The sequence below is a fragment of the Brevundimonas sp. genome (assembly GCF_032107865.1).
Classification (GTDB): domain Bacteria; phylum Pseudomonadota; class Alphaproteobacteria; order Caulobacterales; family Caulobacteraceae; genus Brevundimonas.
In genome coordinates this window covers 1-11,200 of the sequence record NZ_DAMCNG010000079.1, presented here as the reverse complement: position 1 = coordinate 11,200, position 11,200 = coordinate 1, and the positions used below count along the sequence as shown (strand labels likewise).

11 protein-coding genes are annotated in these 11,200 nt (G+C 65.8%); 6 read left to right on the top strand and 5 right to left on the bottom strand.

Going from position 1 to position 11,200, the window contains the following annotated elements:
* Positions 1–509: NYN domain-containing protein (locus tag RT567_RS08555; RefSeq protein ID WP_313575770.1), on the bottom strand; the 509-nt coding region annotated here is incomplete at its 3' end.
* 110 nt (positions 510–619) lie between these two features.
* Between RT567_RS08555 and RT567_RS08550 the strand changes: the two genes are divergently transcribed.
* Positions 620–1,048 (top strand): hypothetical protein, encoded by a 429-nt coding sequence (locus tag RT567_RS08550; protein ID WP_313575768.1) that lies wholly within the window; start codon positions 620–622, stop codon positions 1,046–1,048.
* A 62-nt stretch (positions 1,049–1,110) separates the two neighbouring features.
* On the opposite strand, the gene RT567_RS08545 is transcribed toward RT567_RS08550, so the two are convergent.
* Positions 1,111–3,963, bottom strand: coding sequence for a pitrilysin family protein (locus tag RT567_RS08545; protein WP_313575766.1), 2,853 nt, complete (start codon positions 3,961–3,963; stop codon positions 1,111–1,113).
* Positions 3,964–4,096: 133 nt separating this feature from the next.
* Positions 4,097–4,477, bottom strand: a complete 381-nt coding sequence (locus tag RT567_RS08540; protein WP_313575765.1) for a MarR family winged helix-turn-helix transcriptional regulator — start codon at positions 4,475–4,477, stop codon at positions 4,097–4,099.
* Between the two features lie 144 nt (positions 4,478–4,621).
* Here RT567_RS08540 and RT567_RS08535 point away from each other — a divergent pair, with 144 nt between their 5' ends.
* Positions 4,622–5,287 (top strand): glutathione S-transferase family protein, encoded by a 666-nt coding sequence (locus RT567_RS08535; RefSeq protein ID WP_313575763.1) that lies wholly within the window; start codon positions 4,622–4,624, stop codon positions 5,285–5,287.
* Positions 5,288–5,340: 53 nt separating this feature from the next.
* Here RT567_RS08535 and lepA read toward each other — a convergent pair whose 3' ends face one another.
* Entirely contained in the window at positions 5,341–7,149 is a 1,809-nt protein-coding gene (lepA, locus tag RT567_RS08530; protein ID WP_313575761.1) for a translation elongation factor 4, read from the bottom strand.
* Positions 7,150–7,480: 331 nt separating this feature from the next.
* On the opposite strand from lepA, the gene RT567_RS08525 reads away from it, so the two are divergent.
* Genes RT567_RS08525 through RT567_RS08510 form a run of 4 tightly spaced genes read left to right on the top strand, consistent with a single transcriptional unit; the run spans position 7,481 to position 10,093 of the window.
* Positions 7,481–8,212, top strand: a complete 732-nt coding sequence (locus tag RT567_RS08525) for a hypothetical protein (RefSeq protein WP_313575759.1) — start codon at positions 7,481–7,483, stop codon at positions 8,210–8,212.
* A gap of 59 nt (positions 8,213–8,271) precedes the next feature.
* Entirely contained in the window at positions 8,272–8,673 is a 402-nt protein-coding gene (locus RT567_RS08520; RefSeq protein ID WP_313575758.1) for a hypothetical protein, read from the top strand.
* Positions 8,670–9,401 (top strand): C39 family peptidase, encoded by a 732-nt coding sequence (locus RT567_RS08515; protein WP_313575756.1) that lies wholly within the window; start codon positions 8,670–8,672, stop codon positions 9,399–9,401. The genes RT567_RS08520 and RT567_RS08515 overlap by 4 nt, the downstream gene beginning before the upstream one ends.
* A 5-nt stretch (positions 9,402–9,406) precedes the next feature.
* On the top strand, positions 9,407–10,093 hold the full coding sequence (locus RT567_RS08510) for a hypothetical protein (RefSeq protein WP_313575754.1): 687 nt from the start codon (positions 9,407–9,409) through the stop codon (positions 10,091–10,093).
* Positions 10,094–10,147: 54 nt separating this feature from the next.
* On the opposite strand, the gene RT567_RS08505 is transcribed toward RT567_RS08510, so the two are convergent.
* A partial coding sequence (locus RT567_RS08505) for a transporter (RefSeq protein WP_313575752.1) occupies positions 10,148–11,200 on the bottom strand: 1,053 nt, incomplete at its 5' end.

The window sequence follows — 11,200 nt, the reverse complement described above, 5'->3', positions numbered from 1 at the left end:
TTGCGCTCGGCCGGGGGCGCCGCGTCCGCGCCCGCCTCGGCGGCGGCCCTGCCGGTCAGGTTCTCGGTGTAGATGAAGCGGGTGCAGGCCTGGCGGAAGCTCTCGGGCGTCTTGCGCTCGCCAAAGCCATAGACCGGCACGCCCTGTTCACGAATGCGCGCCGCCAGCCGGGTGAAGTCGCTGTCCGACGACACCAGGCAGAAGCCGTCGAACCGGCCCGAGTGCAGCAGGTCCATCGCGTCGATGACCAGGGCGATGTCGCCCGAGTTCTTGCCCTTGGTGTTCTGGAAATTCTGCTGCCACTGAATCGCCCAGCGCGGCAGGACGTCGATCCAGCTCCGCAGCGCCGGACTGGCCGCGTCGCCGTAGATGCGCCGCGCCGAGGCCTCGCCCAGCGTAGCGATCTCCGTGAACAGCGCCTCCGCGATCCGGGCCGAGGCGTTCTCGCCGTCGATCAGCACGGCCAGGCGCGGGGCGCGGGCGGTGGCGTTCAGGGCGTCGGTCGGCATGAAGAAGGCCTCGTGTTCGTGGGGACGTCGTCCGAAGCGCCAGCCTCGATCCCCTGGCGGGCGCGGTCAACTGCGGCTGCCTCCGACGATCGGGCATGCTACAGCGCGTCATGACCCAAGCTACGCTTCGCCGCCTGATCGACCTGTCCGGCGTCGATGATCTGGAACTGAAGGCGCTGATGAAGCCGCGCTACGCCGATCCCGACGCCCGCGACGAGTTCCCCGAGATCGACGCCCTGACCAGCGCTCTGTTCGGCCTGACCGGCGACGCCGCCGAGGCGGTCGCCCTGCCCGAAGACTGGGACGACATCCACCGCCTGTCGGGCGCCGATCTGGTTGAGGCCTTCGAGGCCCTGGGCTGGGACGTCATGGACAAGCGTCGCAAGCCGCTGCGCCTCATGGCCCACTACGCCTTGCCCCTGGCCCTGGCGATCCGCGGCGTCGCCGGCGAACTGCCGTTCCACGCCGAGGCCGATCACCCGACCACGGACTGGGGCGCAGACCTGGCCGCCGACGCCGCTCGCTTCAGAAAGCGATAGAATGAAAACGGCCGGCGAGGTCGCCCTCGCCGGCCGTCTCATTTCAGTTTGAACGAAGCGGCTTACTGGGCCGGCTTCGGCGCCTCGGCGGCGCGCACCTCGACCGGCAGGCCCAGGGCGTCCAGTTGCGGTTTGACGACCGAGGCGTCGCCGACCACCACCCAGACGAAGCTGGACGGCTTGATGGCGGCGCGGGCGGCGGCGTCCATTTCCTGCGCGGTCAGGGCGTTGATGCGGCCCGCCAGGGTCTCGGGATAGTCGTCCGCACGGCCGTACAGGGCGTTGGACTGCAGGGCGCCCAGCACCTGATACGAGGTCTCATAGCTGCCCGACAGGGCGCGCGTGCGGCCCAGGACGGTGCGCTCGCGCTCCGGCGCCGTCACGCCGTCCGCGCCCAGGAAGCGGTCGTACTGGCTGACCAGGGCGGCAATCGACTCGCCCGTGCGGTCGGCCTGGACCGGGGCGTTGACGATATAGGGCGCGCGGTTCTCCAGCTGGCTGATCGTGCCGCGTACGCCGTAGGACCAGCCCTTGGTCTCGCGCAGATCCGCATTGATGCGCGACAGGAAGTCCGTGCCCAGCACCGTATTAGCCGTGGTCAGGGTCAGGATGTCGTCCGTGCCCGACACCGGCAGCACCTGGCCGCCGTAGATCAGCGACTGCGGCGACTGCGGCCGGTCGATCAACACCACGCGCGCCGAGGTCTGGGGCAGGGCGGCGTCGAAGGCCTTCACGCCCTTGGCCGCGGCCGGAGCGCGCCAGTTGCCGAAAGCGGCCTCCAGCTGCGGCTTCAGCTCGGCCAGCGAAAGGTCCGACACCACGAACAGCTGGGCGTTGTCCGGACGAATCCAGCGGGCGTGCTCGGCCGCCAGGTCGTCGCGCGACACGCTGCGGATCACCGCCTCGTCGCCCGAACCGCCGAACGAACGGCCGTAAGGGTGGCCTTCGCCATAGATCAGCGGCGGCAGGGCGCGACCGGCGATGGCGGCGGGCAGGGTCTTCTCATTGGCCAGGCCGGCCAGGCGCGTGGCGCGCAGGCGTTCGATCTCGGCCGGGGCGAAGGCCGGGTTGCGCACCACGTCCGACAGCAGGGCCAGCGACGGCTGCAGATTGGTCGTCACCGCTGACAGGCTGGCGATCGTGCGGTCCATCGACGAGCCGACGGAGACGCTGGCGCCCAGACGTTCCTGCGCCTCGGCCAGGGCCTTGGAATCGCGCGTCGTCGTGCCTTCCTGCATGATGCTCAGCATCAGGGTGTGGGCGCCCAGGCGGTCGGCGCGGTCGGCCGCCACCCCGGCGTCGAACTCCAGCGCCACGCGCGTCACCGGCACGGTGGTCGAACGGGCGTAGACCACCTCGATCCCGTTCGACAGGGCGGCGCGTTCGACCGCCGGGAAGTCGACGTTGGACACCTGGCCGATGGCCGGGGCGGCGTCGCGGGCCACGCGCTGGATCGGCTCGGCCGGGACCGGCGTCGCGCCCGAGGGGGCTGCCGCGGCCTCGGCATAGGCTTCGCGCTCGCCCGGCACGACGATCTGGCTATAGACGGGGCGGCTCAGCCATTTCTGCATCGCCGCCTGGACCTGTGCTGGGGTCACCGCCGCATAGGCCGCCAGCTCCTTCTTGTAGAAGTCGGGATCGTTCGAATACAGCTGCCCCTCGGCCAGGACCGAGGCCTTGCCGTTGGCGGTCTCCAGTCCCTGGATGCGCTGCGAGGCGTAGCGCGTCACCACGCGGTTGATCTCGTCCTGGGTCGGGCCGTTGGCGATCAGGTCGGCCAGCACGGCGTCCATGCGCTGGGCCACGGCGTCGGCGTCTGCGCCCGGCTTGACCATGGCGGAATAGCTGAACATCCCCAGGCGCTGGAAGGTCTGGTTGCCCGCCGAGACGCTGGAGGCCGTCTGTTCGTCGCGCACCAGCACATTGTCCAGGCGCGAGCTGGCCAGCCCGCCCAGCACCGAGGCGCCGACGCTCAGCGGCACCGAGTCCGGATCGCCCAGGCCCGGCACGGCCCAGGTGCGGCTGATGCGGGTCTGGGCCACGCGGTCGTGCAGCACCTGTTCGACCGGCGCCGCCAGGGTCGGCACGGGGGCCGCCGCCGGGGTGTTGACCGGGCCGCGCGCGATGGCGCCGAAGTATCTCTCGGTCAGTTCGCGGGCCTTCGCCTCGTCGATGTCGCCCGACAGAACCAGGACGGCGTTGTTCGGGCCGTAGTTCTCACGGAACCAGTCGCGCACCGTCTCCATACTGGCCGAGTCCAGGTCGGCCATCGAACCGATGGTCGAGTGGCGATAGGGGTGCCCCTCGGGGAACAGGGCTTCCAGCGTGGCGTAATAGGTCATGCCGTAGGGCTGGTTGTCGCCCTGGCGCTTCTCGTTCTGAACGACGCCGCGCTGCAGATCCAAGACCTCCTGGCTGACCTGCCCCAGCAGATAGCCCATGCGATCGGATTCCAGATACAGGGTGTAGTCCAGCGCCGGGGTCGGCACCGTCTGGAAGTAGTTGGTGCGGTCGAACCAGGTCGTGCCGTTCAGGCTGGTCGCGCCCGCCGCATTCATCGTCTGGATGTGGCTGGAGGGCGAGTTCTCCGACCCGCCGAACATCAGATGCTCGAATAGGTGCGCAAAGCCGGTCGAGCCCTTCGGCTCGTCCTTCGATCCGACATTGTACCAGACCGACACCGCCACGACGGGGGCCTTGCGGTCCTCGTGCACCAGCACGGTCAGGCCGTTGTCGAGCTGGAAGCGCTTCCACGGAATGTCGACGCGAGCGATCAGCTCGGAGACCGGCGCCCCGCGCAGAGGCTCGGCCTGGGTGGTCGTTGCAGAAGAGGCGGCGGCCGCAGGCGCGGCGAGAACGGGCGTGCTCACGGCCAGCAGGGCGGCGAGCGCGACGGAAGAGGCGGCAAGGCGCATGGTGATGTCAGTTCCCAACGGATCATGTTGGGGCGGACCTTAACCACGCGCGCCGCCGCCGCAACGCGACACATTGCTAGATGAAAGATTCTTCATCATCGACGGCGCGCTCGGCCAGCTCCAGACCTGATTTCTAAGTTGCGGCAAGATTCAGCAACGCCCTTAGCGCGTCGCCGTCGCCGATCTCGTCCTCAAGGGCCGCATGTTCCTGGATCCAGATCGGCGTCGCCTTGCCGAGCGCGTTTCGGCCAGCGTTGGTCAAGGCAACCCGCCGCCCGCGCCGGTCTTTCTCGTCTACCGCTATGGTGATTAGGCCAGCCCGCTCCAGCGGTTTCAAATTCGCGGTCACGGTTGAGCGGTCCATCGCCAGCAGTTCAGCCACGGCGCCGATCGTCGGCGGTTCGGGCCTGTTCAGCCCGTTCATCAGCGAGAACTGGCCGCTGGTGATCCCATAAGGTCGAAACGCTTCGTCGAACCGTCGGGACAGGGCCCGCGCAGCGCGCTGGGCGTGCAAGCAAAGGCAATGATCTCGAATATGTAGTGTCTGAGAAAAGGGGGGCGGCGGATTTGACATGACTAAAATTATGTTGATATCAAACTTTATGTCAATGCGTGGCGACGACGTCTAAAGCGTCCGGACAAGCTGAAGGAGCATCCCATGATCCAGGTCACGGCTTTCAAGTGGGTGCCTGACTTCGCCCAGGGTTCAGTCCGCGACATCCGCGTCCGCTGGGCGCTGGAAGAGGCGGGCCTCGGGTATGATGATCGGCTGATTGGGTTTGAAGATCAGTCAACGCCCGCATACCGATCCCTGCAGCCTTTCGGCCAGGTTCCCGCTTACAGCGACGGCAAGGTGCAGATGTTTGAGAGCGGAGCCATTGTTTTGTGGATCGCGCAGAATTCGTCTGAGCTCATGCCTGATGATCTCGCCGGACGTGCGATGGTCACGACATGGCTCTTCGCCGCCATGAACAGCGTCGAACCTCTTGTCGCCGAACTGGCCGGGATCGATTTTTTCAACGCCGACAAGGCTTGGGCGAAGGAGCGCCGACCAGAGGTTGAGGCCGCCTTGCGCGGGCGGTTGAGCGACTTGCAGAACGCATTGGGGGATCGGCGATGGTTCGCCAACGACCGCTTCAGTGCGGCGGACATCCTGATGGCGCACGTGCTGCGGGATCTGCGTCACACGGACATCGTCGCCAGCTTCCCTGCGCTAGCCGCTTACGTCGCACGCGCCGAGGCCCGCCCTGCGTTCAAGCGGGCGCTCGCTGATCAGTTGAGGCCATTCGGCGAGTACGAGGCGATTCAGCGGGCTGCTGTATAGGCTGAAAGCGGCCCGTCGCCGGGCTTGCTCAAAGCTGGAAGGGGGCTCTTTCCTCAATCCTCATCCATCTTCAGCGCGGCGATGAAGGCTTCCTGCGGGATCTCCACCTTGCCGAACTGACGCATGCGCTTCTTGCCGGCCTTCTGCTTCTCCAGCAGCTTCTTCTTGCGGGTGGCGTCGCCGCCGTAGCACTTGCTGGTCACGTCCTTGCGCAGGGCGCGGACGGTTTCGCGGGCGATGATCTTGCCGCCGATGGCCGCCTGGATCGGGATGGTGAACATGTGCGGAGGGATCAGCTCCTTCATCTTCTCCACCATGCCGCGGCCGCGCGTCTCGGCGCGGGCGCGGTGAACCAGCATGCTGAGGGCGTCCACCGGCTCGGCGTTGACCAGGATCGACATCTTCACCAGGTCGCCGACCTTGTAGTCGGTGATCTCATAGTCGAACGAGGCGTAGCCCTTCGAGATCGACTTCAGGCGGTCGTAGAAGTCGAACACCACTTCGTTCAGCGGCAGTTCATAGACCACCAGGGCGCGACTGCCGACGTAGGACAGCTCGATCTGGCTGCCGCGACGGTCCTGGCACAGCTTAATCACGCCGCCGAGGTATTCGTCGGGGGTCAGGATGGTGGCCTTGATCCAAGGCTCGCTGATCGTCTCGATCTGCATGACGTCGGGCAGGTCGGCCGGGTTGTGCAGGTCCATCTCGGTCCCGTCGCGCAGGCCGATCTTGTAGACGACCGAGGGGGCCGTCGCGATCAGGTCCAGGTTGAACTCGCGGCTCAGGCGCTCCTGGATGATCTCCAGGTGCAGCAGGCCCAGGAAGCCGCAGCGGAAGCCGAAGCCCAGGGCCGCCGAGGACTCCATCTCATAGGTGAAGCTGGCGTCGTTCAGGCGCAGCTTGCCGATGGCGGCGCGCAGGTCTTCGAAATCGGCGGCGTCGACCGGGAACAGGCCGCAGAAGACCACCGACTGCACGTCCTTGAACCCCTTCAGCGCTTCGGCCGTGGGCTTCTTCTCGTCGGTGATGGTGTCGCCGACGGCGGCGTGGGCGACTTCCTTGATCTGGGCGGTGATGAAGCCGACCTCGCCGGGGCCGAGTTGGTCCACGGGGGTGTTCTTGGGCAGGAAGACGCCGACGCGGTCGACCAGGTGGGACGAGCCGGTTTGCATCATCTTCACGCGCATGCCGGCCTTCAGCACGCCGTCGAACACGCGCACCAGCAGCACCACGCCCAGGTAGGGGTCGTACCAGGCATCGACCAGCATGGCCTTCAGCGGGGCGTTGATGTCGCCCTTGGGCGCGGGCAGGCGCGCGACGATGGCCTCCAGCACGTCCTCGATGCCGATGCCGGACTTGGCCGAACACATGACCGCTTCCGAGGCGTCGATGCCGATGACGTCCTCGATCTGCGCGCGAACCCGGTCCGGCTCGGCGGCGGGCAGGTCGATCTTGTTCAGGACCGGGACGATCTCGTGGTTGTTGTCGATGGCCTGATAGACGTTGGCCAGGGTCTGGGCCTCGACGCCTTGCGAGGCGTCCACCACCAGGATCGAGCCCTCACAGGCGGCCAGCGAACGCGACACCTCATAGGCGAAGTCGACGTGGCCCGGCGTGTCCATCAGGTTCAGGACATAGTCGTGCCCGTCCTTGGCCTTGTAGTTCAGGCGCACGGTCTGCGCCTTGATGGTGATGCCGCGCTCCTTCTCGATGTCCATGTTATCAAGAACCTGTTCCGACATTTCGCGCGCGGTCAGGCCGCCCGTGAACTGGATCAGGCGGTCGGACAGGGTCGACTTGCCGTGGTCGATGTGGGCGACCACCGAAAAGTTGCGGATGCGTTCAATGGGGGGCGTCGTCATGGTTCGGCGCGCGTAGCACGGCCGGAGCGATTGCGCCACGGGAGCCGTTGAGCGAGCGCCTCGAACCATCACGGCGTCTTCGCCTTAAAAAAGTCATGACTTCGCCAACTTTATTCTGGGTGACCCTTTGATCAAATGACAGGATGCAGTGCGTCCTGATCGTATGGCTCCACTCCATTTGATCGAATCTCCTCCCGCAAGATGGCTGGGGTGTACGAATTATCGAGGAAAATCAGGGGTTCTCTTAAGGGGAACGACCCGTGTCATCCGACGATTTCGGCCTTCGGAGGTGGAGGAGCCTCCTTAATCACCTTTGATTGGAGGCAAGGAAATGCGTGCCAAACTAATGACGTCTGCTGCGGTCCTGGCTGGGGCTCTGGCTTTTGCGGGCATGGCTCAGGCTCAGTCCTCGAACGGCCCGAACGGTCCGGTCGGCGGCAACACCACGGCGACCGATTCCTATAACAGCGGCGGCAACAGCACCGATGTGGATCTGGGCGTCGCGGATTCGTTCAACGACAACTCGGACAACTCCACCGATCTGGACGTGGGCATCTCGGACTCGCTGAACGACAATTCGGACAACTCCACCAACACCAATCTGGAGTTGGGCGTCTCGGATTCGTTCAACGACAACTCGGACAATTCGACGAACACCGAAGTCGGCATCTCCGACTCGTTCAACACCGATGCTTCGACCAACATGGACAACTCGGTCAACACCAACCTGGAAGTGGGGGTCTCTGACTCCTTCAACGACAATTCGGTGAATGACTCGGGCAACGACAACTCCACCAACATCGGCGACATCCGCGTCTCCCTGAACATGCAGGAACTCAGCGCTAACGTCAGCGATCTGAGCTTCGACATGTCGGAAGACGGCCAAGGCCCGCAAAACGGCCGGATCCGTACCGGCGACATCAACCAGAGCGGCGGCGCCTTCGCAGGCTTCGCCGGCATCCAGACGGTGAGCAACAACACCGGCCTGGCTTCGGTTGGTCAGGCGGCCACGGCGATCAGCGCCAACGCCAACGTCACCTTCGGCAACGGCGGCGGCAACTAGGCCTTCGTTCTTCGGCGGCCGGTTCTCCGGCCGCCGACCTTCTTTCCTGGGAGGGAACCATGCTCAGCATTCTGTCGACCCTGGCGTTGCTGGGGGCGGCCGATCCGAATTCGGCCTCTCCGCCGACGCCCCCTCCGCCTTTCATCATTATCGCTCCGGCCGCCGCCGATGCTTTAACCGTCGCCACGGGGCCGCGGTCGCTGGCGGTTGATGAACTGGATGCGCTGCACGGCCGCCAGGGCGCGTCGTCGGTCGTTATCGCCAGCGATCAACTGCTGCAGGCGACCAACAGCGGCAACAGCGTCAACGCCAATACGGTGACGACGGGCGGCATGCGCATCGACGCCAATGCCTTTTCCGGCTTCAACGGCATCGGCAATTTCGTCATGAACAGCGGCAACAACAATAATCTGCAAGGCGCGATCACGATCAATATCGTGACGACGGCTCCGAACCCGTGACACGCTCGTCCGCCCGGCTTCTGCTCAACCTGGGGCTGGCCGCCGTGGCGGGGCTGCCGGCCCTGACTGCGGCTTCGGCCCAGGCCGAGATTCTTCTGAACAACGGTCCGGCCGCCAGCCGGGTGAAGGTGGTCAGCTATCGCGACCTGCCGTTCCGCACCGTGGTGCGCCAGCAGTATGACTTCAGCTGCGGGTCGGCGGCCCTGGCCACCCTTCTGCGTCACCACTACGGCCGTGACGTCGGAGAGGCGCAGGTGTTCCGCGCCATGTTCGCCGACGGCGATCAGGAGACCATTCGCCGTGTCGGCTTCTCCTTGCTGGACATGAAGCGGTACCTCGACGCGCGCGGCTATCCCGCCGACGGCTTCCGGCTCAGCCTGGACGAGCTGATCGAGATGAACGCCCCGGCCATCGTGATGATCGACACGGCCGGCTACAAGCATTTCGTGGTCTTCAAGGGCGATGACGCGGGCCATGTCCTGGTCGGCGACCCGGCCCTGGGACTGAAGATCTATTCGCGCGACCAGTTCACCGAGATGTGGAACGGGGTCGCTTTCGTCGTCCGTCAGCCGGCGGACACCTTCAACGACGCCGAAGAGTGGCGCGTCTGGAACCGGTCGCGACCGGGGCAAGCGCTTCAACCCATGTCCTTGGCGGAACTGACGCGGGAGTTGCCGCCGCTATATCAAGTGACGACACGTTTCTCCCTCGATCCCTATCTGAGGTGACGACCATGAGACGCGCGCGTTCAATTCTGCTCGTCATGGCCTGTCTGGCGCCGGTCAGTCTCGCGGCGCCGGTCTCGGCCGAATCCATCGCCTTCGCGGCCGAGCTTGTCGGCGACGCCTCGCTGGAGCCTTTCGCGATCCCGCCGCCGGCGTCAGCGCCGGCTGCGCCGCCTGTCGTGGCGATGAGCGGGCCCCAGGTCATGACGGACGCGGACATGTCCGAGGCGCGAGGCGGCTTCATGACGGCGGGCGGCTTCACCTTCGGCTTCGGCGTCGTGGTCCGCTCCTATGTGAACGACCAGCTGGCCCTGCAGACGCAACTAACCTGGACGCCGAGCGGCCCTGTAAGCCAGCAGGTTCAGCACAGCGTCCCCGGCGTCGCCGATCTGGCGGGCGCCATGGCCAGCCTGGTGGCGGGCGGCATCGACCTGAGCGGATTGAGCAACACCGGCGGGGTGGCGGTGGTGGATGGCTCGGGCGCGACGGCGATCATGCACAACATCACGACCAGCCAGTTGCAGAACCTGATCATCAACAACGCCGACAATCGCAACATCCGCCAGGATATGGAGCTGAACCTGGTCCTGCCTGACCTGGGGACGATCCAGACCAACAGCCAGATGCACAACTACGGATCGAACATCGCCCGCGATATCGACTGGGCCGGACTCAGGAGCCTGGGCGGCTTCTAGCCGCGCAGAGCTCGATCCTTACAGGGGCCGCCGTCGGGCGGCCCCTTCTTCATGTCAGAAGACGATCGGCAGGCGCAGGATGAAGCGCATGTCCGGCGCATCCTCGGTCACGCCGAATTCGAAATTGCCGTTCAGGCTGTAGCGGTCGTTCAGCAGGTAGGACATGCCGAACTGCAAGGCGCCGACCTGAAGTTCGTCGGACTCTTCGGTGATGTTGTTCAACTCGCTCTTCGTCGGCCGAATGTAGTTGTGCTTATAGCCCAGCGAGAAGGAGAAGCGCGGGTTCAGCGAGAAGCCGAAACCGATCGACAGGCCGATGGCGTCGCCCGGATCGACCTCGCCGATGCGGATCTCGCCCTCGGTCTTGTTGATGTCGCGCGGCAGGTGGGCGAAGTAGCTCAGGCTGCCGAAAATGACCGCTGGGTCGCTGGGGTACAGGAAGCTGATGCTGGGCTCGACGCCCCAGAAGCCCGACCCGGTCGCCAGGCGTGTGGCGATGCCGAACTCGTCGCGATCGATGTCGAAGGGGCCTTCGCCCGTGTCGCTCTTGACCCTCAAGCCGGCGATGAAGATGGGGCGACCGCGCTCGCCGCCGTTGATCTGATAGCGCAGGGCCGCCTCGACGTCGCCGACGCCGTCGCCGCTCAGGTCGATGGTGCGCGTCACCGCCTCATCGCGCTGCTGCACGGTGGTGATGGTGTCGTTGCGCCAGACATAGGGCACGCGCAGTTCCGCCTCCATGCGTGACCCGATGCCGTATTTCCCGGCCAGGGTGACGACGCCGGTGTCGCGATCGGCCTCATTGGCCTCGATCACCCCGATCTGCACGCCGGGCACGATCTCGATGCCGCGGAACACCAGGCGGTTGGAGCTGGAGCGCGTGTATTCGGTCGAGACGTCCAGCGTGAACTTGCCCGGTTGGCTCAACACCGCGATGCCTTCGGGAATGGCGGCCAGCTGCTCGCGTCGCACCTCGGGCGCGGGCGGCGGCGGGGCCTCGCTGGGGGGCAGGGTCGGTTGGGCTGGGCCGTTTGGCGCGATGGAGCTGGCGACCTGCTGACCGGCGCGCAACTGGTTGAGTGTTCTATCCGCGAAGACCGCTCGGCC

Coding starts and splice junctions, on each gene's coding strand:
- RT567_RS08550 (WP_313575768.1), top strand. CDS start 620: ATGACCCAAGCTACGCTTCGCCGCCTGATCGACCTGTCCGGCGTCGAT.
- RT567_RS08545 (WP_313575766.1), bottom strand. CDS start 3,963: ATGCGCCTTGCCGCCTCTTCCGTCGCGCTCGCCGCCCTGCTGGCCGTG.
- RT567_RS08535 (WP_313575763.1), top strand. CDS start 4,622: ATGATCCAGGTCACGGCTTTCAAGTGGGTGCCTGACTTCGCCCAGGGT.
- lepA (WP_313575761.1), bottom strand. CDS start 7,149: ATGACGACGCCCCCCATTGAACGCATCCGCAACTTTTCGGTGGTCGCC.
- RT567_RS08525 (WP_313575759.1), top strand. CDS start 7,481: ATGCGTGCCAAACTAATGACGTCTGCTGCGGTCCTGGCTGGGGCTCTG.
- RT567_RS08520 (WP_313575758.1), top strand. CDS start 8,272: ATGCTCAGCATTCTGTCGACCCTGGCGTTGCTGGGGGCGGCCGATCCG.
- RT567_RS08510 (WP_313575754.1), top strand. CDS start 9,407: ATGAGACGCGCGCGTTCAATTCTGCTCGTCATGGCCTGTCTGGCGCCG.